Source organism: Rhodococcus sp. NPDC060086 (assembly GCF_042730275.1).
Classification (GTDB): Bacteria; Actinomycetota; Actinomycetes; order Mycobacteriales; family Mycobacteriaceae; genus Rhodococcus.
Map to the genome: position 1 here is coordinate 58,271 of NZ_JBHWWZ010000015.1, position 19,334 is coordinate 77,604.

General features: G+C 65.1%; 19 protein-coding genes, 1 tRNA gene and 2 pseudogenes. 12 read left to right on the plus strand and 10 right to left on the minus strand.

The features are described 5' to 3' along the window. Positions 1 to 3 precede the first annotated feature (3 nt). The 6 genes and pseudogenes from ACFWB0_RS11625 to ACFWB0_RS11650 all read right to left on the minus strand — a co-directional run bounded on the left by ACFWB0_RS11625 (position 4) and on the right by ACFWB0_RS11650 (position 7,016). Positions 4 to 1,188: a thiolase family protein gene (locus ACFWB0_RS11625; RefSeq protein ID WP_378490632.1), complete on the minus strand. Its 1,185-nt coding sequence runs from the start codon at positions 1,186 to 1,188 to the stop codon at positions 4 to 6. Positions 1,189 to 1,274: 86 nt separating this feature from the next. Further along, positions 1,275 to 2,544 (minus strand): annotated as a pseudogene (locus ACFWB0_RS11630) (cytochrome P450). Positions 2,545 to 2,700: 156 nt separating this feature from the next. Beyond that, positions 2,701 to 3,555, minus strand: a complete 855-nt coding sequence (locus tag ACFWB0_RS11635; protein ID WP_378490590.1) for a short-chain dehydrogenase/reductase — start codon at positions 3,553 to 3,555, stop codon at positions 2,701 to 2,703. Then, the gene (locus ACFWB0_RS11640) at positions 3,552 to 5,057 is read right to left on the minus strand and encodes a flavin-containing monooxygenase (protein ID WP_378490591.1); all 1,506 of its coding nucleotides are present in this window, start codon (positions 5,055 to 5,057) and stop codon (positions 3,552 to 3,554) included. Before ACFWB0_RS11640 ends, ACFWB0_RS11635 begins: the two co-directional genes overlap by 4 nt. Before the next feature lie 13 nt (positions 5,058 to 5,070). Further along, a complete protein-coding gene (locus ACFWB0_RS11645; protein ID WP_378490592.1) occupies positions 5,071 to 6,129 on the minus strand; it encodes a PDR/VanB family oxidoreductase in 1,059 nt (352 codons plus the stop codon). After that, positions 6,126 to 7,016, minus strand: a complete 891-nt coding sequence (locus tag ACFWB0_RS11650; protein WP_378490593.1) for a metal-dependent hydrolase — start codon at positions 7,014 to 7,016, stop codon at positions 6,126 to 6,128. Before ACFWB0_RS11650 ends, ACFWB0_RS11645 begins: the two co-directional genes overlap by 4 nt. A gap of 104 nt (positions 7,017 to 7,120) precedes the next feature. On the opposite strand from ACFWB0_RS11650, the gene ACFWB0_RS11655 reads away from it, so the two are divergent. The 6 genes from ACFWB0_RS11655 to ACFWB0_RS11680 all read left to right on the plus strand — a co-directional run bounded on the left by ACFWB0_RS11655 (position 7,121) and on the right by ACFWB0_RS11680 (position 11,062). Continuing rightward, positions 7,121 to 7,756: a TetR/AcrR family transcriptional regulator gene (locus ACFWB0_RS11655; RefSeq protein ID WP_378490594.1), complete on the plus strand. Its 636-nt coding sequence runs from the start codon at positions 7,121 to 7,123 to the stop codon at positions 7,754 to 7,756. A 132-nt stretch (positions 7,757 to 7,888) separates the two neighbouring features. Beyond that, positions 7,889 to 8,362, plus strand: coding sequence for a DUF309 domain-containing protein (locus tag ACFWB0_RS11660; protein ID WP_378490595.1), 474 nt, complete (start codon positions 7,889 to 7,891; stop codon positions 8,360 to 8,362). After that, positions 8,362 to 8,979, plus strand: a complete 618-nt coding sequence (locus tag ACFWB0_RS11665; protein WP_378490596.1) for an LON peptidase substrate-binding domain-containing protein — start codon at positions 8,362 to 8,364, stop codon at positions 8,977 to 8,979. Before ACFWB0_RS11660 ends, ACFWB0_RS11665 begins: the two co-directional genes overlap by 1 nt. Before the next feature lie 31 nt (positions 8,980 to 9,010). Next, entirely contained in the window at positions 9,011 to 9,232 is a 222-nt protein-coding gene (locus tag ACFWB0_RS11670) for a hypothetical protein (RefSeq protein ID WP_378490597.1), read from the plus strand. A 65-nt stretch (positions 9,233 to 9,297) separates the two neighbouring features. Then, positions 9,298 to 9,489 (plus strand): hypothetical protein, encoded by a 192-nt coding sequence (locus ACFWB0_RS11675; RefSeq protein ID WP_378490598.1) that lies wholly within the window; start codon positions 9,298 to 9,300, stop codon positions 9,487 to 9,489. A 655-nt stretch (positions 9,490 to 10,144) separates the two neighbouring features. After that, entirely contained in the window at positions 10,145 to 11,062 is a 918-nt protein-coding gene (locus tag ACFWB0_RS11680) for a hypothetical protein (RefSeq protein ID WP_378490599.1), read from the plus strand. A gap of 170 nt (positions 11,063 to 11,232) precedes the next feature. Here ACFWB0_RS11680 and ACFWB0_RS11685 read toward each other — a convergent pair whose 3' ends face one another. The 3 genes from ACFWB0_RS11685 to ACFWB0_RS11695 are packed head-to-tail and all read right to left on the minus strand — an operon-like array spanning position 11,233 to position 14,107. Further along, the gene (locus ACFWB0_RS11685; protein WP_378490600.1) at positions 11,233 to 11,853 is read right to left on the minus strand and encodes a lactate utilization protein C; all 621 of its coding nucleotides are present in this window, start codon (positions 11,851 to 11,853) and stop codon (positions 11,233 to 11,235) included. Then, a complete protein-coding gene (locus tag ACFWB0_RS11690; protein ID WP_378490601.1) occupies positions 11,850 to 13,358 on the minus strand; it encodes a LutB/LldF family L-lactate oxidation iron-sulfur protein in 1,509 nt (502 codons plus the stop codon). Before ACFWB0_RS11690 ends, ACFWB0_RS11685 begins: the two co-directional genes overlap by 4 nt. Then, positions 13,355 to 14,107, minus strand: a complete 753-nt coding sequence (locus ACFWB0_RS11695) for a (Fe-S)-binding protein (RefSeq protein WP_378490602.1) — start codon at positions 14,105 to 14,107, stop codon at positions 13,355 to 13,357. Before ACFWB0_RS11695 ends, ACFWB0_RS11690 begins: the two co-directional genes overlap by 4 nt. A 204-nt stretch (positions 14,108 to 14,311) precedes the next feature. On the opposite strand from ACFWB0_RS11695, the gene ACFWB0_RS11700 reads away from it, so the two are divergent. The 6 genes and pseudogenes from ACFWB0_RS11700 (at position 14,312) to ACFWB0_RS11725 (ending at position 17,771) form a co-directional block, all read left to right on the plus strand. Then, positions 14,312 to 15,979, plus strand: a complete 1,668-nt coding sequence (locus tag ACFWB0_RS11700; RefSeq protein WP_378490603.1) for an L-lactate permease — start codon at positions 14,312 to 14,314, stop codon at positions 15,977 to 15,979. Between the two features lie 28 nt (positions 15,980 to 16,007). Then, positions 16,008 to 16,721: a FadR/GntR family transcriptional regulator gene (locus ACFWB0_RS11705; protein WP_378490604.1), complete on the plus strand. Its 714-nt coding sequence runs from the start codon at positions 16,008 to 16,010 to the stop codon at positions 16,719 to 16,721. Between the two features lie 51 nt (positions 16,722 to 16,772). Then, a tRNA-Met gene (locus ACFWB0_RS11710) sits at positions 16,773 to 16,849 on the plus strand. 212 nt (positions 16,850 to 17,061) lie between these two features. Beyond that, positions 17,062 to 17,259, plus strand: a pseudogene (locus ACFWB0_RS11715) (nucleotidyltransferase family protein); the annotation flags it as partial. A 37-nt stretch (positions 17,260 to 17,296) separates the two neighbouring features. Next, positions 17,297 to 17,470 (plus strand): helix-turn-helix domain-containing protein, encoded by a 174-nt coding sequence (locus ACFWB0_RS11720; RefSeq protein ID WP_378490605.1) that lies wholly within the window; start codon positions 17,297 to 17,299, stop codon positions 17,468 to 17,470. A 49-nt stretch (positions 17,471 to 17,519) separates the two neighbouring features. Next, positions 17,520 to 17,771: a nucleotidyltransferase family protein gene (locus ACFWB0_RS11725; RefSeq protein WP_378490606.1), complete on the plus strand. Its 252-nt coding sequence runs from the start codon at positions 17,520 to 17,522 to the stop codon at positions 17,769 to 17,771. A 328-nt stretch (positions 17,772 to 18,099) separates the two neighbouring features. Here the strand turns inward: ACFWB0_RS11725 and ACFWB0_RS11730 are convergent, their stop codons facing one another. Further along, positions 18,100 to 19,332, minus strand: coding sequence for a DUF6880 family protein (locus ACFWB0_RS11730; RefSeq protein ID WP_378490607.1), 1,233 nt, complete (start codon positions 19,330 to 19,332; stop codon positions 18,100 to 18,102). Positions 19,333 to 19,334: the final 2 nt, after the last annotated feature.

A 19,334-nucleotide genomic window follows, 5' to 3' on the forward strand; every position in this document is an offset into this window, starting at 1 on the left:
CTCTCAGCCTTCGACTTCGAACACCACGGCGCCGCCCTGGCCGCCACCGGCGCACATCGCTGCGACGCCGATTCCTCCGCCGCGGCGTGCCAGTTCGTAGACCATCGTCGTCACCATGCGTGCACCCGACGCCGAGATGGGATGACCGAGGCTGCAACCGCTTCCGGACACATTCACGATGTCTTCGTCGATACCGAACTCGCGACACGCAGCGATCGGGACGGACGCGAACGCCTCGTTGATCTCCCACAGGTCGACGTCGGACACGGCGAGCCCGGCGCGGTCGAGTACCTTGCCGATCACCGCGAGCGCCCCGAGCCCGCAGTCGCGCGGCGGTACCGCGGACGCCGCCCACGCTTTCACGGTGCCGAGGACCGTCAGTCCCCTGTCGCGGGCGTGGTCGCTGCTCGCAAGAGCAACAGCAGCTGCAGCGTCGTTGATTCCGCTGCTGTTGCCCGCGGTCACCGAGAACCCTTCGATCTCCGGATGCAGGACGCGAAGTCCCGCAAGACGCTCGACCGTGGTGTCGCGACGCGGATGCTCGTCCACACTGAAATCGATGAGCGAACCGTCGGCACCGGCAACTTTGAGCGGCATGATCTCGTCGACGAACTTCCCGGCATCGATTGCGGCAACGGCACGCTGATGTGATCGCGCGGCCCACGCATCCATGTCCTCGCGGGAGATGCCGACGGCCTTCGCGGTGTTCCAGCCGACGGTGATCGCCATGTCCATGGTCGGAGCATCGGGGGTCTCGGGATGGCTCGGCGGGATCCAGGGTTCCCTGAATTCGGTACCGCCGGGAGTGGGGACACGCCATTTCATCAGCGGACCGGTCGAGAGCGACTGGACGCCCCCGGCTATGAGGGCACGCTCCATACCGGAAACGATCTGCGCGGAGGCGTTTCCTATCGCGGTCAGGCTGCCCGCGCAGTGACGGTTGACGGCCTGCCCCGGAACACCTTCCAGCCCTGCGGCAACCGCGGCGTACCGGGCGAGGTCGCCGCCGCCGTAGTTGGCTTCGGCCAGGATGATGTCGTCGATGTCCGCAACATCGAGCCGAGAGCGGCGGATCACTTCCGGGAGGATGGCCGTGGCCAGTTCCTCCGCCGATGTGTTGACCAGAGAACCTTTGAACGAACGCGCGATCGGGGTGCGGACCGCACCGACGATGACGGGTTGCGGCACGGTTGAACCTCGCATGAACGGAACCTCGCATGATCAGGGGGTGGCAGTGCCCCACCCCGGTTGAGGAAGTAGATCGCTGAAGGGGGTCAGAGCTTTCTGACCGACATCCTCTTGATGCCGTGAACGAAATCGCTGTGTACGTATTCGGGGTCGGATACCTCGACCTTCGGGAGCCGCGTCAGAAGCTCACGGAACAGGTGCTTCAGTTCCAGGACGGCCAACTGTTTGCCGAGACAGAAATGCGGCCCGCCACCACCGAAGCCGACGTGCGGATTGGGTGTTCGCCCCACATCGAACTCGAGTGGACGGTCGAAGACATCGGCATCGAAGTTGCCGGAGCAGTAGAACAGTACGAGCTTCTCGCCGGCCTCGACCTGGGTGCCCGCGACCTCGGTGTCGACCACCGCGTGACGCGCGAACTCGATCACCGGGGTCGACCACCTGACGAACTCGTCGACGGCGTCCGGACCGCGCTCGTCCCAGTCTTCGAGCAGCCACGAGATCTTCTCGGGATTGTCGGTCAGCGCCTTGAATGCGTGCGAGGTCGCCTGCTTGGTGGTGTCGTTGCCTGCAGAGGCCAGGAGGACCATGAACGATCCGGCCTCGTCGTCGGTGAGTCGGTGACCGTCGACTTCGGCCTGCACGATGTTGGTCATCAGGTCGTCCTGCGGGTCGGCTCTGCGCTTCTGGGCGAGTTCGACTCCGACCTGCGTGAGCACGCCGAGCTGGGCCATCATGTGCGTTGCGCGCTCTTCAATGTTCGCGTATTCGTCGTCGCTGGTGCTGAACAGCGCTTCCGCTGCGTATGCGACCGCTTCGTGGTTGGCCGGATCGATCCCGATCATCTGCGACACGGTCCGCATCGGCAGCTTCTTGGACACCGACTGAACGAAGTCGACGGGTTCGCCCGAGTCGAGATCGCTGAGGAACTCGTCGACGATCTCCTTGCAGTTCGCAATGATCTGCTCTTCGATCGTGCGCACCTGCTTGGGCGTGAACGCCATGCTGATCAAACGCCGATAGCGAGTGTGTTCCGGGGGATCCATGGTGAGGAAGAAGCTGATGCCCTTCTGGATCTCGGCGGGCATCGGGTCCATGCTGATGCCCGCCGAGGAGCAGAACAGTTCGGGATGGGCACTCACATAACGGATATCGGGCGTGACGAGTGACGGCCCAGTACCCCTTCTCCTCGTGCGGGAAAAGCGATTCCGTGGGGCGATGCCACGTGAGCCCGTCGAGTGCGCGCAGCTGCGCGAAGGTTTTCTCGCGCTCGAGGAAGTCCAGGTCCCAGAACGACGATGCGGAGATGTCCAGCGAGTGGTACGGCCGAGTCGACGCAGTGGAGACGTTGCTCATGCTACCTCCGGATACCGGTTGGTTATGGCGATGAAGCTATGGGTGGAGCACTGGACCGCGCTGATCCGCACGTGCCCGGACACCCATACCGTATACCATTCCGTAAGGAAGTCGATAGAACAACGACTCACATTTTTCCGACGCCTTCCCGCGCGTTCACCGGTCGAGCGACTCGCGCCGCTCGAGGTCTCCGATGAGGGTGTGCACCGTGCGATTTCGCACGATCCACTCGTCGATCACCGGGTTGACGATCCCGCGCAGGGCCGAGTACGCACTCCACAGCCTCGGGGTGACGACGCGAGGCGCCCGCCGTTCGATCGCGCGGACGGTCACGGCGGCGGCATGCTCCGCGCTGACCCGCCGGTTCATCGGCCACGGAAGCAACTCGCCGACACGTGCTCCCAGTGGATCGCGATCGAGGGTATTGCGGGCGAGTTCGGTGTCGACGAAGCCGTAGTACGCCACGGTGACGGTCGCGGGGGTGTGGGCGAGTTCGAGACGCAACGCGCGCCCGACCTGTTCGACGGCGGCCTTGCTCGACATGTACGCGGAGCCACCGAGGCCCGGACTGAACGCAGCGGCCGACGCGACGACGACGATATGGCCACTGCGTGCGACGATGCCCTCGAGGGTCGGGTGGATGGTGTTCAGGACACCGGTGAGGTTGACCGCCATCACGCGGTCGAAGTCGGCAAGGTTCGAGGTGCGGATCGTCGCGGGCGGTGGGGTGATACCGGCATTGGCGATCACCACGTCGATCGGCCCGAACTGGGCCGAAGAGCGAGCGACCACCTCGGCCATCGCGTCGCGATCGGTGACGTCGGCGACCGCGACGAGGGTCGCGTTCGCATCGAGCGTCTCGGCGGCCTTCTTCAGCGTGATCTCGTCGCGGTCGACGAGCACCACGCGGGCGCCGCGCCCGAGAAGTTCGCGGACCATGGATAATCCGATGCCCTGGGCAGCGCCGGTCACGAGAGCGACCCTTCCAGCGAGGTTCAGAGAACGTGTCATATCGACGCCTCCTCCAATACGGCACGCGCGGGAGGGTCGAGAACCTTCCCGAGCCGGTAATCGGCGAGGTCGAACCTCGACATCCGTCGACGGAACGATGCGTTGAACCCCGGCCAGAACGTGAAGTTACGGCCCGAGGGGCTCAGGTAGTAACTGCTGCACCCGCCGGAGTTCCACACCGACCCCGCGAGTCGCCGATCGGTGTCCTCCACGAAGTCCTGCTGTACCTCGGCGCGCACCTCGACACTGTCGATGCCGTGGGAGTGCATCGCGTCGAGTCCTGCCATCAGATAGTCGATCTGCGTTTCGATGGTCACGACCTGCGAGGTGTAGACAACGGAGTTCGGGCCGAGGAGCATGAACAGGTTGGGGAAGTTCTCGATGGTGGTTCCCAGATAGGCGGTCATCTCCCCGCCCGCCCACTGCTCCGCCAACAGCCGGCCGTCGCGCCCGCGCAGTCGCGAGAAGCCGCTGTTGCCTGTGAGCTTGAAACCGGTGCCGAACACGATGGTGTCGACCTCGTGCCGGACACCGTCGGTAGTCACCACTGCGTCGTGTTCCACATGATCGATGCCCGAGGTGACCACGTCGACGTTCTGCGCCGCCAGCGCCGGATAGTACTTGTTGGAGAAGGTCGGACGCTTGCACCCGAAAGCGTAGGTGGGCGTGAGCTTGTCGACGAGTTCGGGATTTTGTACCTGGCGGCGCAGGTGCCACCGTCCGAGTGCAGCAGCGCCGCTGAGCAATCCGGGGCGGTAGACGAGCCCGGGCACGAGGGCTTCCTGGACGAGATCCAGGGCCTTGCGGGCGGCACGCTGAGTGGCCGGCACTTTCGCGAAGAGTCGCTGCACACGGGGAGCGACCGGACGGTCGGGGTGCGGAAGGATCCAGGTGGGGGTCCGCTGGAACACCGTCATGTGCTCAACCTGCGGTTGCAGGCGCGGAATGAACTGCACGGCAGATGCTCCGGTGCCGACCACCGCGACGCGCCGCCCGGCGACGTCGTGCTCGTGGTTCCAGTCGGCCGAATGGTAGGTGGCACCGTCGAACGAGTCGAGGCCGGGAAGGTTCGGCACGGAAGGTTCGCTGAACGGGCCCATGGCGGCGACGAGGATGTCGGCGGTGTACGTCCCGCGATCGGTCTCCACGCGCCAGTGCTTCGCCGCGTCGTTCCAGGCTGCCTCGACCACCTCGGTCCCCAGATGCAGGTGGGGGCGGAGGTGGTGCTTGTCGGCGCAGTCCTCGAGGTACTGCTGAATTTCTTCCTGCAGCGGGTAGAGCCTGCTCCAGTCGGGTTTGGGCGCGAACGAGAACGAGTAGAGGATCGACGGTATGTCGCATTGGGCGCCCGGGTAGGTGTTGGCCTGCCAGGTTCCGCCGAGGGTCTCCGCGCGTTCGAAGACCGCGAAGTCGTGGATTCCGTCCTGCTGGAGTCTGATTGCGGTCCCCAGACCGCCGAATCCTGCACCGATGATGGCGACGCGCAGGTGTGTGTCAGTCATGGTCCGACTCGTTTCACAGGTCGATTTCGAGTGTGGATCCGGCAGCGCGCGACACGCACGGGAGCATCGATTCTGCGCGCTCCTCGTCGAGGAGACGCGTGTCGCGGTGGTCGACGTCGCCGGACAGCACACGCACCTTGCAGCTTCCGCAGAAGCCTTGCCGGCATGAATAGGTCGCGGACGGGACGGCATGCCGAAGTGCCGAGAGGGCGGTCTCGTCCGCTGCGACGTCGACGGTGGTCCCGGTCCGTGCGAGACGCAGTACGAACGGTTCTCCTCCGACGACGGGCGGCGGGCTGAATCGTTCGGTGTGCAGCGAGCAGGTCCGTGCCACGAGAGGGGCCTGCTGGTATGCGTCCTTGATGAGGGGCGACGGACCGCACAGGTAGATGGCGCCGGTCGGCCGGGCGTGGCCGAGGATCTCGGTGATCGGAGTGATGCCGACTTCGTCGTCGGGCCGGATCAGGACGTCGCCACCGGGGAGTGCCGACAGTTCACCCTGGAACGGCATGGTGTCGCGGGAACGGCCGAGGTAGATCAGCTTCCACGGGATGTCGGCGGCAGCAGCGGCTCGAATCATCGGCAGGATCGGGGTGATCCCGATGCCTGCGGCGACGAAGAGGTAGGACGGCGCGGCGGCAATCGGAAAGGCATTGCGGGGACCACGTATTCGAAATGTGTCGCCTTCGCCGACCTCATCGTGGATCTCAGCGGATCCGACGCCGTCGTCGACGCGCCGCACAGCGATGCGATAGCGGCCTCGATCCGAGGGGTCTCCACACAACGAGTACTGGCGCTGCAGTCCCGACGGCAGGAAGACGTCGAGATGCGCGCCGGGAATCCAGGCGGGCAGTGGCCGACCGTCGAGCGCGGCCAGTGTCAGGGAGACGACTCCGTCTGCTTCGACCGTGCGGGTCTCGACGTGGAGCAGCCGGTCGTAGTCGGTATGCCGCACGGGGGCGGGCCGCGACAGGATCGGCGCGAACCTGCTCTCGCTGAACAGCTTCGAGTAGGCGCGGGTCGCGTGCATCACCGCGCCGAGGAACGGCGACGGTGTGGTGACGGTGCTCATGCCGCGGCCTCCCGGGCTGCGGGCGACTGCGCGAGGTAGCGGACGGCCTTGTCGATGTCACCCATCCGCGAGGGATGGAAGTCGCGCTTCAGGTACGGCGGGATCTGCTTCGCGAGGAAGGTCAGGGTCGGGATCATCGACGCCTTCGCCGAGCGCCGGTAGGCGCGCGGCCAGGACAGTCGCCGGGTTTCGGTGGTGTCGATGCGGTACAGGTAAGCGGTGGTGCTGAACCACAGGATCGCCAGACCCGCGAACGCAATGAACGCGGTGCGTACGCGGCGCGCGTAGCTGCCGTCGACGTACTGGAACGCGTCGTAGGCGACGTTGCGGTGTTCCATCTCCTCTGCGCCGTGCCACCGCAGGAGATCGAGCATCGTCGGGTCGACGCCGCGCCGGTCGAACGGGGCATTGTCGATGAGCCACTCGCCGACGACGGCGGTGAAGTGCTCGGCTGCGGCGTAGACGCCGAGGCGTTCGCGCAGCCAGATCCGTCCCGCGCGGCCCTCGAGGCCGTGGTCGCCGAAGATCTGGTCGACGATGTATCCGATGCGGTCCAGCACGGGGGCGATGTCGACGTCGTGGGCGATGAGGTACTTGCGGAAGCTCTCGTGTGAGGTCGCGTGGGTGGCCTCCTGGCCGACGAACCCGACGACCTCTTCGTGCAGGCGCGGGTCGTCGATGTAGGCCAGGGACTGGCCGAAGACGTCGGCCATGGCACGTTCCCCCTCGGGGAGCACGAGGTGCATGACGTTCCAGAACTGTGTGGCGTACGAGTCGCCGGGGACGTACTGCAGTGGCACCCCAGACCAGTCGAAGCGCACATTACGGGCGTTGATCGCCAGTGCTTCCTCGGTATAGGGCGTCGGAGCGCCGTGATGTGACGGCATGCTTTGTCTCCTCGGTCGGTACGTGTAACCATTCGATACAGAGAAGATACATATGTACATGAGATGTTTCAATGTTTCTTCTGGAAACCGGATAACCTGGACCGATGCCAGCCGAACAACCCTCCACTGCCGTATCGCCACCGGCGATCAGCGCGACCAATCCGCCCGAGATCGAGTCGATCCTCGACGCGGCCGAGGCGCAGTTCAGTGAGGTCGGGGTACGACTGACAACCGTCAACGACATCGCACGACGCGCCGGAGTGGGGCGGGTGACCGTTTACCGGCGCATCGGCAGCCGCGACGAGATAGCGCAGGCCGTCACGGCGCGCAGCGCCGCCCGCCTGATCGACGAGGTCGTCGCCAGTGCGGAGGCGGCTGGGACGATCGACGAACTCGTCGGTGACGTGTTCGCGACCACCGTCACGCGGATGCGCGAGCACCCGGTGTGGAACCGGATGCTGTCCCTCGAGACGGACAGCGCACTCCCCCGGCTGACCACAGAGGGCGGCACACTTCTGACCACCGCTATACACGCCGCGGTGGCGATTCTCGACGATGCAGTCAGGTCCGGCCTTCTGCCACCTGTCGACGATCTCGTCGGCCGTGCAGAAGTCGTCGTGCGGGTGGCGCACTCCGTCGTCCTCACCCCCCAGGCACTGGTCCCCTTGCAGGCAAGGGAGGATCTGGCCTCCTTCGCTAGAGAAAGGCTGTTGCCGATCCTGGCGCCTCACCGCGCGTGACGCAGCCCAGTGGTTCGAGGTCGACGCGTACTCGCGCGCGGATTCGTTTCCCGCGGCTGCAATTGCTGATGTGGGAAGCCAACGTCCTCGCGGCTACCTTCCCCAAGCCGACACGTCGTCTAACCTGAGTACATGTCTGATCGGGACCGCACCCCGGAGGGGAAACCCCAGAACGCGCGACCTCGCGACGCATTGGGCCGCCCCCTCCCCTACGGCGAAGAGGGGGTCGAGGGAATCCAGGAGGACGCACAGTTCGACCCGGACGAAGCGATCACCGAAGGTCAACGGCTCCTCGACCACGGGTATCCCTTCCACGCCCACGAGGTGTTCGAGGCGGTCTGGAAGACGTGCGAACCCGAGGAACGCCCCCTGTGGCAGGGACTCGCCCAACTCTCCGTCGGCCTCACCCATCTGCTGCGCGGTAATCAGAAGGGCGCGACGTCAGTGCTGAAACAGGGGCAGGCGCGAATACGTCACTACGAGGACGAACCACCACACGGCCTCGACATCGACGGGCTCTCCGCGTGGGCCGACCATCTGCTCACCGAGATCGAACGCGGCGAGCCGATCCCCGAACCTCCGACACCGCGGTTGAGGATGCCCTGATGCCGATTCTCCCCATGTTTCCACTGGGTACAGCACTGCTTCCCGGAGACCACCTCCCCCTGCGGGTGTTCGAGCCGAGGTATCAGGAACTGGTCCGCGACTGTATGGCGTCACCCGACGGCCCGCGATTCGGTGTCGTGCTCATCTCCCGCGGGCACGAGGTGGGCGGTGGTGAACAGCGCACCGACGTGGGCACCGTCGCCCGTATCATGGTCGACACCGAACTCAGCGGCGGACGACACACCCTGGAATGCCTTGCCGAAGAACGCATCCGAATTCTCGAGTGGCTGCCCGACGATCCGTACCCGCGGGCGGAGGTCGAGCCATGGCCCGACACGGACTCCGGCCCCGTCGACCTGAGCGAACTCACCGTGCATCTGGGCCGGCTCTACGGTCTGCTCGACAAGCTCACCGAGGGTCGTGCGACGCCCCCACCGGACGATCTTCCGGATGATCCCGGCGCCCGCATGTTCGCTCTTGCTCGGCACATCCCGATGGGCGAGGCCGATCGCTACGCGATACTCAGCGCGCCAGGCCCCGAGGAGAGACTCACTTTTCTCATCGAATCAATTTCGAGCACAATCGATCTCGCGGAGTGGCAGCTGAAGAACGGCTGACCGTGACGTCGGGCGTGGCCGACGCCGAGTCGTGAATGTCCTGAGGCCTCTGGGTCTTCCGCGGACGATCGACCCCGACCGGCTCCGGCTCGTGCTCGATCACCCGGACCTGTTCGCCCGAACCCGGCGCTACGTCCGAGAACTCCGCCTCGTCGCGACCGACCTGCAGTGGGAGCGAGGCGACGGGCCTGACGTGCGTGGTTCGGGCGAGGCACTCACGCTGGCGATGGTGGGCAGATCCGGCCTTCCGTAAAATGTTGGTGTGTTGTGGCAGTGTGTGTTGCTGTGGAACAGCGCGGAGGGACACACGCATGGCGGATGTCCTATGCGCGGCGTAGCCGCCAGACGCTGACCTCCCCGGTGGCGCTCGAGTACGCGCCCACCATCGATGCCCGAGAAGCTGCTGTGGGAATCCGTCCCGGCCAGCCGTTCCTGCTGCCCCCGACCGGTCAACCGGACATCGACGTCTCACTGTTCTTCGCTACCCCGGAAAGTCAGGCAAGGAGATGAGCCTGGCGCTGAATGAGTTGGCGGCCGAGGCCGCGGTGAATGGATGGGTCACAGCGAGGGCTGACCTGCAGGAATTGAGGGGGGTTGCGCGCTCGCTGGGATGGCACGAGGTTCCTGCCCGAATCGGCGACGAGCCCATGTTCGAGCTGTACCCCGCGCCAGCACGCAAGGCACATCCCAGGTCGCTCAGCGCCCAGTACGGACTGGGAGCTCAGCCGCTCCACACCGACGGGGCGCATCTACCCCTTCCTCCGGAGATCGTGGTACTCCAGGCCCAAACACCCAACCGGACTGCGACCCGCCTCTGGACCGCCGCCAACACCACGGCGCGACTCAGTCAGGCAGTTCCCTGGTCCGCACTGCGGCACGGCGTGTTCCTGGTGTCGTCCGGCAGCCAGAGGGTTCACGCGGTCGCCGTGAGCCACGGCCAAATCCGATACGACCCCGGATGTATGACGCCCTGCGACCGACGAGCACGGCGTGTCGCCGGGTTCTTCGATGACGCGCTGAATGACGCCCATGCCCACGCATGGGATTCATGCCAGGAGGTGCTTCTGATCGACAACCGGATCACCTTGCATGCTCGTGCCCAGTTGTCAGCGGATGACAAAGGTCGTGTCCTGCGCCGAGTGGCATTCAGATTTGGGAGAGGCGAATGACAGCTCCGTGGAACCCCGATGCCCTCTGGCTCAAGGCCAAGTTGTTCATCAACCATGCACTGGATGACGATGAACCGCGAGACTTCGACGAACGAGCGCTGTGGGCATCGCTGGCGCTTGAGTTGCTGGCAAAGTCAGCCCTTGCACGAGTGTCCCCGCTGTTGATCGCGGTCCCGAACGAAGACGGTCACAACCTGCTCGTCGCCAGCGGGCTCGTTCAGGGAGAGGCACGGTTCACATCGATACAGGCGAGGACGCTGTTCTCGCGCTGCGCGAAAGCCTTCAAGCCATTCAGCGAGAAAGAAGCCCAGGCAATTGCCAACGCTCGCAACGAGTACCTGCACGGTGCGGCGGCGTCCTTCGCTCCCATACCGCCCGACGCGTGGTGGCCGCGATACTGGGCCCAGGCGCGCATCCTCGTCCATGCTTGCGACGAGGACATGGATGAATTTGTCGGTGCCGAGTACGAGTCAAAGGTCGAGGGACACCTGGCCCGAAACAAGAAGAACATCGAACACCGAGCTGAGATGCTCGTCGAGCGTGCGCGTCAGCGACTGGCGCAGTTCAAATCCGGACAGATGCGAGCAACGGAAGCGGATGAATGGGTAAGGCGCACTAAGTCTTTGACCGTTGAGCTGAGATACTCGAGATCGGCGACTTGCCCGGCGTGCAGCGGAGTGGGGCTCTTAGAGGGCGAGGACGTGGATAGTGCCAAAACACACTACGAACAGATCTCGGAAGATGACTACGACGCCTGGGTGGACCTGACCGTCGGCGCTGACTATTTCAGCTGTAGCGAATGCCACCTCGTTCTCGACTCATACGAACTCATCGAGGCCCTGGGGTTGCCAGCAGATTTCGAGGCCAGGACGGATGTCGGAGACTACTGGGAACCTGAGTACGGTAACGACTGACGAAGCCGTGGACGGTCCAGTGCGCTGACAGCCCCAGAAGCTCCCCCTCGGCAACACGTTCAAACCATCGACGGAACCGCGGTGCTCGACGAACTGGACGGCGACGGCGTCGAGCTACTGCGCCTACGGATCGATCGTTCCTGACCGCAGTGCTGCGGCCGGCCCTCCCGTCAGACGATCACGACGTCGAGGGCCCGCGGGCCGTGCACCCCCTCGACACGTTCGAGTTCGATGTCGGATGTCGCCGACGGACCGCTGATCATCGTCGTCGGCCGTTCCGGGGCCAACCTGGCCAGCGCCTCCGGTACCCCCACCTCGACGCTGCTCATCGACACGACACACACGTGCAGGTCGGGCACCAGCGTCAGGGCCCGTCGTCCCTGGTCGGGGCTGCCGTCGAGGAAGATCGTGCCGGTTTCCGCACACGACACCGTCGATGCGGTCACGACACCGTCGAGATTTCCCAGTTCCGGCGCCGGAACGTCGGGGCTGTCGACGACAATCTCACCGTCGAATTCCGATAGCCACGAGGCATCCAGTCCCGCAGGTATCCCCACACGGCCGACACCTCGTTCGGATAGCACACGCGCGATCGTGGCGGGGAGTTCCTCGACGGTGCTGCGATGCACATGAGCCTTGTAGTCGACGAGGCGATCTACGAACAACTCGTAGCGCTCAGCGTCGGGAAGCACTCGCCCGGTGCGGTACTCGCGTGGAATGTCCACGGGCGTCGGTGGCGCCAGCACCCCGGCATCGCGGATGCGCCCCAGGATCGTCTCGCGCGACGTCATTGCGTCTCTCCGTTCTGGCGCGCCTGTGCGATCGCCGCGGCGCCCTCGTCGGACTGCCACCATTGCCGGAAGGTCTGTTTCGGAGGAGCCGGGATGTCGCGGGCCGCCGTCCATCCCGCGAGTGGGCCGGGGAGGTTGGAGATCTTGCCCTTCTTACCTGCAACGATCCGCAACGCTCCGGCGGCCTTCTGTGCCGCGGTCCAGCGCGCAGATGACGACATCGCCACTGAAGCGGCCTTCATCAGTGCGGCCTCAGGTCCGAACTTGGCATGTTCGACCTTTTGGTGCCGCAGTTCGACCAGGAGCGACGGGATGTCGATCTTCACCGGGCAGGCGTCGTAGCAGGCTCCGCACAGACTCGACGCGAACGGCAGGGTCGCGTTGGGGTCGCCGGGTTCGCTCATGCCGGCCAATTGGGGGCTGAGCACCGCACCGATCGGGCCGGGGTAAGTAGAGCCATAGGCATGCCCGCCGGTGCGCTCGTACACGGGGCACACGTTCAGGCACGCCGAGCACCGGATGCAGTGCAGTGCTTCGCGTCCCACGCGGTCGGCGAGCGCGGCGGTGCGGCCGTTGTCGAGGAGCACGAGGTGGAAGTTCTGCGGTCCGTCGCCGGGAGTAACACCCGTCCACATGGAGGTGTAGGGATTCATCCGCTCACCCGTGGACGACCGGGGCAGCAACTGCAGGAACACTTCGAGATCGCGATACGAAGGCAGCAGCTTCTCGATACCCATGACGGTGATCAGTGTGTCGGGCAGAGTCAGGCACATGCGGCCGTTGCCTTCGGACTCCACGACAGCGAGCGTGCCGGTCTCCGCGATCCCGAAGTTCGCCCCCGACACCGCGACCGGAACCGTCATGAACTTCCGGCGCAGGAACTTGCGTGCCGCTTCGGCAAGATGTGCGGGATCGTCGTCGAGGTTCGGGTCCACGCCGGCCATCTCGCGCAGAAATATCTCGCGGATCTCGGTGCGGTTCCGGTGGATGGCCGGGACCAGGATGTGTGACGGCTTGTCGTGTCCGAGCTGGACGATGAGCTCGGCGAGGTCGGTCTCGTATGCGTGGATCCCCTCGTCTTCGAGGTGTTCGTTGAGCCCGATTTCTTGCGTGGCCATCGATTTGACCTTGATGACCTCGTCGGATCCGGTCTCGCGGACGAGCCGCGTCACGATGGCGTTGGCTTCGGCGGCGTCCGTGGCCCAGTGCACGACCCCGCCGCGTGCGATCACCGCAGCTTCGAGTTGCTCGAGCAACTCGGGAAGCCGGTTCAGTACATCGGTTTTCACAGCGGCACCTGCGTCGCGCAGCTGTTCCCAGTCGGGTATCTCGCCGGTGACGTCGAGTCGCTTGGCACGGATGGTGCGGGTCGCCTTGCCGATGTTGCGGCGCAGTTGCCCGTTGGCAAGTTCGTGATGTGCCGCGGCCGGGAAGGTTTCGGTACCGCGGAGATTCCCGAACCCGCGCGGCGGGATCGAGGGGAGGCCGAGTTCGGTGGATGTCATGCCGGCACCGCCGTCGACTCGGTGGCGCAGAGTATCTCGGCGAGGTGGACCGTCCGCGTTCCGGTCTGCAACCGCGACATTCCGCCGCCGATATGCATCAGGCACGACGAGTCGCTCGCGCTGCAGAACTCGGCGCCCGTGGCCGAGACGTTGCGGATCTTGTCGGCGAGCATCGCGGTGGAGGTCTCGGCGTTCTTGAGCGCGAAGGTGCCGCCGAAGCCGCAGCACGAGTCGGCCTCGGGAAGTTCGACGAGGTCGATCCCACGGACCTCGCGCAGGAGCTGGAGGGGTTTGTCGCCGACGCGGAGCATCCGCAGCGAGTGACATGTGGGGTGGTACGTCACCCGGTGCGGGAAGTAGGCACCGACATCTGTGACGCCGAGGACGTCGACGAGGAACTCCGACAGCTCGTACGTCTTGGCCTTGACCGTGTCCACACGCCCGCAGAGGCTCGCGCTTCCGTAGCGCGACGCGACGATCTCGTGCTGATGCCGCACCGATCCGACGCAGGAGCCGGATGGCGCGACGACTGCGTCGATACCGGTGTCGCCGAACGCGTCGGCGTAGTTCTCGACGAGTGGCAGCGCGTCGGGCTGGTAACCGGTGTTGATGTGCATCTGCCCACAGCACGTCTGCCTTTCGGGGAAGACGACCTCGTGTCCGAGCCTCGCGAGCAGGAGGGCGGTGGACTTGACTGCATCCGGAAACAACGTGTCGCCCAGACACGTGGCGAACAGCGCAACTCGCATGGGAACTCCGCATCGGTTTATGTGGTCTGACCACACCCTAGCCGATGACCGTGGGGCCCGTCACGGGATTTCGAATTCTTCCGATTTCGCCTCCGGACTCGATTGTGACCCGCATCATGATGTAGCTTCCCCTGTGGTCTGACCACGTGGTCCGACCACACAGCCAGTCGCCGCGCACTGCGGCCGCGACCTCAGGAGCCCCTTGTGGAAACCGATCTGCTTGCGGTGACCTTCACCCCGTCGACGACCGCCGTCGCCGGTAGCCTCACTGCCTCCGCGCTACTCGGCCTGGTGCCGCTGCTGACGTTCTTCGTCCTGCTCGCCGGATTCAAGCTCAAGGCCTGGTATTCCGGGCTCGGCGCACTCGCAGTTGCGCTGATCATCGCGGTGCTCGGGTTCGGAATGCCCGCCCCGCTCGCCGGACTGTCCGCCCTGCAAGGCGTCGCGTTCGGCCTGTTCCCCGTGATGTGGATCGTGGTCACCGCGATCTGGTTCTACGAACTCACCGTCGTCAGCGGCCGGTTCGAAGACCTCCGGCAGGTGTTCAACTCGGTCGGCCGCGGCGACATGCGTGTGCAGGCGATGCTCATCGCGTTCTGCTTCGGCGGAATGCTCGAGGCTCTCGCCGGTTTCGGTGCTCCCGTGGCGATCACCGGTGCGATGCTCATCGCGATCGGAATGCCTCCCATCCGCGCCGCCGTCACCGTCCTGGTCGCGAATACCGCACCGGTCGCCTTCGGCGCCATGGCAATTCCGATCACCACCGCCGGCAACCTCACCGGCATCCCCGCCACCGAGATCGCCGCCGTCGTCGGACGCCAGACCCCGGTGCTGGCGCTCTTCGTGCCGATGCTGCTGCTGTTCCTCGTGGACGGTCGCCGCGGCTTCCGCCAGGTATGGCCGATCGCACTGGTCACCGGTGCCGCGTTCGCGCTTGCCCAGTTCTGGTGCTCGAGCCACTTCTCGTACGAACTGACCGACGTCGTCGCCTCGCTGGTAGGCCTGGCCGCCGCAGTGATCATGCTGCGCTTCTGGGGTCCGCACACCCCTGACGACCAGCTCTCACAGACGTCGGCCGAAGCCATCGGCCCCACCCGCACGATGTTCGCCCTCTTCCCATACCTGCTCGTCATCGTGGTGTTCGGCATCGCCAAGCTGTGGACCCTCGGAGTCGACATCCCGAAGTGGCTGGCCTCCACCGATATCAAGATCGAGTGGCCCGGCCTGTACGGAAATCTGCTCAACGAGGACGGATCCGCGTCGACCGGCGCGATCTACACGCTGCCGTGGCTGTCCACTCCGGGCACACTCCTGCTCCTCTCGGGCGCCATCGTCACCGTCGTCTACGCGATATGGAACCACGCCGGAAAGTTCCCGATGACCGGTCGTCTGGCCGTGGTCACCCTGGGGAGCACCGCGTGGAAGATGCGCCTCGCTATCGCCACCGTCGCGACGGTGCTGGGCTTGTCGTACGTGATGAACCAGTCCGGGCAGACCGTCGCGATCGGCACGTGGCTCGCGGGAACCGGGGCGATCTTCGCACTGTTCTCACCGATTCTCGGCTGGCTGGGCACCGCCGTCACCGGATCCGACACCTCGGCCAATGCGCTGTTCGCTCGCCTGCAGCAGGCTGCGGGCCAGACCGCCGGTATCGATCCGACGCTGCTGGTTGCAGCGAACACCTCCGGTGGTGTGGTCGGCAAGTTGATCAGTCCGCAGAACCTCACCATCGCGGCAACCGCCGTCGACCGGCCCGGTAGTGAGCCGGAACTGTTGCGCAAGGTGGTCTGGTACAGCATCGTCATGCTCGCGGCCCTGTGTGTGCTGGTGTACCTGCAGTCGACTCCGGTGCTGTCCTGGATGCTGCCCTGACCTGCCCCGACACATAGGCTGTCGAGTCATGTCGTCACAGTCCGAGCCACGCGCGTGGGAACACGTGCTGAACCACCTCGAGCAGATGCTGGTATCCGGGGAGCTCTCCCCGGGCCAGCGTCTGCCCGGTGAACGTGTACTCGCCGCCGAGCTCGGTGTCGGGCGGTCGTCGGTTCGGGAGGCACTGCGCGTGATGGAGGCGCTGGGCCTGCTCAAGTCGCAGACCGGGTCGGGGCCCACCTCAGGTGCGATGATCGTGTCGCGGCCGACGGGCGGGATGACGATGCTCATGCGTATGCAGGTCGCGGCCCAGAATTTCCCGGTCGCCGACGTCGTACAGACGCGCCTCGTTCTCGAAACCGAGGTGATGCAGTTGCTCGCCACTCGCAACCCCACACCGGATCTCGGCAACGCCGAGGAGTTGCTCGACGCGATGGACGACACCGAGCTGGCAGCGAACGAGTTCCTGGTACTCGATTCGCAGTTCCACATCGCGATGGCCGACGCCGCAGGAAACCAGGTGATCGCGGCGATGATGGCCGGGTTGCGTGAGTCGATCGAGGGATACGTCCTGGCCGGGGCACCACTCGCGATCTGGCCGGTGACCTGCGGGCGGCTGCGTCACGAACATCGTGGGCTGGTCGAGGCGGTTCGAGCCGGTGACCCCGACCTCGCACGCCGGCGGATCGAGGGTCACATCCGCGGGTACTACTCCGAAACCTTGGGCTCGGATCGGGCGTAGAACGACCCTGGTAATCGCACCCCGAAACATCGTGTACTGTTAGCAATGCAACGCGGGGTGGAGCAGCTCGGTAGCTCGCTGGGCTCATAACCCAGAGGTCGCAGGTTCAAATCCTGTCCCCGCTACCACCGCCGGCCCGGACTCATACGAGTCCGGGCCGGTTTTGTTGTCGACCCTCCGGTTCTGTTCCGTCTTGACCTCAACTGCACTCGAGGTTTCAGAGTCCTCCGCATGACGATCCTCACCGACGCGGAGCGGCGCGAAGAAGGGCACAACCGATGCAGGTCGGGATGCTGTCCGAGTTCGGTCCGCCGCAGGTCCTGGCGCCGGCTTCGCTTCCACCACATGTTGTTTCGGCGTAACGCGAAAGGCCGGCGCAGGTCTTCAGGTATACGCCCCGCACGGTTTCGACGACCTCTTCAACATGGCGCTGCGACCCAATCCCGTGATGGCGCCTCGGGAAGTGTACGAAGCGAAGGCCGCCCGGTGGCAGACCGAGTGGCCGGGGCCGACGGTGATGCCGTGGCCGAACCAGTGACGGCCGCAATACCGGCACACGCCGATAAGATGACCTTATGACTCTGCTGGCCGAGTACCGCGATGCCCGCCGCGACGAATACGTCGCGCGGTTGCGCCGCCAACTCGCACTGCGGGCGATGGCCGCCACCGGCATGAGCCAGCGGCAGATCGCCGAAGCACTGAACATCACGCAGCCTGCAGTGAGCCAGCAAACTCGAGTCAGCCCCTGAGCTCGACGACGTACACCCCGAGGTTCTGATCGAAGCCGCCGCGCCGATCTTGAAAACCCTCGCCGCAGACTACGGCTTCACGCGCCTCGCCGTCTTCGGCTCGGTCGCACGACACGAGGCACGGGAGGACTCCGACATCGATCTGATCGTCGAATCACCCGACAAAACATCATCATTCGAGTTCATCCGCTTCAAGGAGCTCATCGAGCACATCCTCGGTCGGGAAGTCGACTTGATCGACTACGGCGGACTGAAGCCCCGACTGGACGACGACATCCGCCGTGAAGCGATACCGCTGTAACGGACCGCAAGACCGCAAAAGAACTGTTGCATATTCAGGGTTGGATCCAACGAGTCGACGAGATCGTCCGACGAGGCAAGACCGCCTACCTCGCCGACAATCTACTCCAAGAAGCCGGCGACTCCCTGAGGATGAAGCCCGGAGAGGCCGCCAATCGACTTTCAAGAGCCGGTGTCCTCGCGCCCGACGGCGTCGACTGGGCACTCTCCCTCAGTGGGGGCTTCCCTCGGGCCACTGTTCGCTGACGCGGACACCGCACTCACCGATGAAGAGGATGAGGCGTCACGACCGAAGTACACGTGAACGGGCACGCAAGCAGGCCCGAATATCACCGAGGAAGCCCCGCGCGGTCGAACTCCTGCTGCAGGCGCGGCCTTCTCCGATGAGTCCCGCGGAGCTCTGCGATGAAGTCGTCCACCGCGACAGCCTCGTCGGACCCCGCAGCAAGCGTGCGCATCTTCGCAAGGCGACGAGCCGCGAGGCGGTAGTGCTGGGCTCCGGCTTCGACCAACTCGTTCTCGACGAGTCTCCGATGAACCGGAAGAACGGCTAGAGGTTCGACCTTCTCGTATGCCTTGGCCAACTCGTTCCACGTGCGATCGTCGCCGAGGCCGAGCGAGTGGGCAAGACTCCACGCGAAGCGCGCGTCACGAAGTGTCACGAGAGCGAAGGCCACAGAGTCGCTCGGGTTGGCAGCAAGAACACTCAGGACCTCGTCACTGTATTCGGGCCAGGCCTCGCCTGCCGACTTGTACACGCGAGAGGCCGCTGCCGAAGACGGCCAGCGGCGGAACACCAGGAGTCGCGCGTCCAGCAGATCGTCCGGCCGGTGTTTCTCGAGAAGCCCGCACCAGTAGTCCGCTGCCCTGAGCGACTGGTGCCCCCGGTCGAAGTCGGTCGCCTGTTTCGCCCACTCGATCGCAAGATCGATCTCGCCGATTTCCTCGAACGCTTCGGCAGTGTCTTCCAGCCAGGCCGCGACCTTTCGATCCCTGGCGTGTGTACGAACGATTGCCTCGATGTCGCGGTCCAAGATCGCCAGACGCCTCGCATTCCAGTCGAGCGTGAACCACTCGCGAGAATGCGGAGACGACCAGCGCTCGTCCTCCGACGGACGCGCTCCGAGCTCAGATTCGGTCTCGAGCAGCTTTGCTCGGTAGTCGGCCATCCCCTGGTCACCGAGAGCCGGCGCATACGCGACCGGATCGATCTCGAAGTAGTCGACTTCGCCGTCGAACTGGAACTTCATCATCCAGTCGACAAGCTTTCCCTGTGGAGTTTTCGCGACGGCAGCAACCCGCGGGTGAAGTTCAAGAAGACGACGACACGCGTCACCGATGATTCCGCTGGAGTCATCGGCTCGGGCGATCACCCTGATGGCGCTCGCGAGCGCCCTGCTGGTGACGGCGTAGATCTCGACCGCGTCTGTCGTCGGGATCGCTGATTCGAGAATGTCGACGGCCTCGTGCATTCGCCGGCCGTGGGCGTTCGCGGCGCTCCACCGATGCAGGTCGGTCTTCGTTCTGACGAGTGGGAGCACTGCTTCACTGAGCGTGGTCATGC

Coding starts and splice junctions, on each gene's coding strand:
- ACFWB0_RS11720 (WP_378490605.1), top strand. CDS start 17,297: ATGACTCTGCTGGCCGAGTACCGCGATGCCCGCCGCGACGAATACGTC.
- ACFWB0_RS11675 (WP_378490598.1), top strand. CDS start 9,298: ATGTCCTATGCGCGGCGTAGCCGCCAGACGCTGACCTCCCCGGTGGCG.
- ACFWB0_RS11690 (WP_378490601.1), bottom strand. CDS start 13,358: ATGACATCCACCGAACTCGGCCTCCCCTCGATCCCGCCGCGCGGGTTC.
- ACFWB0_RS11640 (WP_378490591.1), bottom strand. CDS start 5,057: ATGACTGACACACACCTGCGCGTCGCCATCATCGGTGCAGGATTCGGC.
- ACFWB0_RS11730 (WP_378490607.1), bottom strand. CDS start 19,332: ATGACCACGCTCAGTGAAGCAGTGCTCCCACTCGTCAGAACGAAGACC.
- ACFWB0_RS11645 (WP_378490592.1), bottom strand. CDS start 6,129: ATGAGCACCGTCACCACACCGTCGCCGTTCCTCGGCGCGGTGATGCAC.
- ACFWB0_RS11655 (WP_378490594.1), top strand. CDS start 7,121: ATGCCAGCCGAACAACCCTCCACTGCCGTATCGCCACCGGCGATCAGC.
- ACFWB0_RS11665 (WP_378490596.1), top strand. CDS start 8,362: ATGCCGATTCTCCCCATGTTTCCACTGGGTACAGCACTGCTTCCCGGA.
- ACFWB0_RS11705 (WP_378490604.1), top strand. CDS start 16,008: ATGTCGTCACAGTCCGAGCCACGCGCGTGGGAACACGTGCTGAACCAC.
- ACFWB0_RS11650 (WP_378490593.1), bottom strand. CDS start 7,016: ATGCCGTCACATCACGGCGCTCCGACGCCCTATACCGAGGAAGCACTG.
- ACFWB0_RS11685 (WP_378490600.1), bottom strand. CDS start 11,853: ATGACGTCGCGCGAGACGATCCTGGGGCGCATCCGCGATGCCGGGGTG.
- ACFWB0_RS11660 (WP_378490595.1), top strand. CDS start 7,889: ATGTCTGATCGGGACCGCACCCCGGAGGGGAAACCCCAGAACGCGCGA.
- ACFWB0_RS11680 (WP_378490599.1), top strand. CDS start 10,145: ATGACAGCTCCGTGGAACCCCGATGCCCTCTGGCTCAAGGCCAAGTTG.
- ACFWB0_RS11635 (WP_378490590.1), bottom strand. CDS start 3,555: ATGACACGTTCTCTGAACCTCGCTGGAAGGGTCGCTCTCGTGACCGGC.
- ACFWB0_RS11695 (WP_378490602.1), bottom strand. CDS start 14,107: ATGCGAGTTGCGCTGTTCGCCACGTGTCTGGGCGACACGTTGTTTCCG.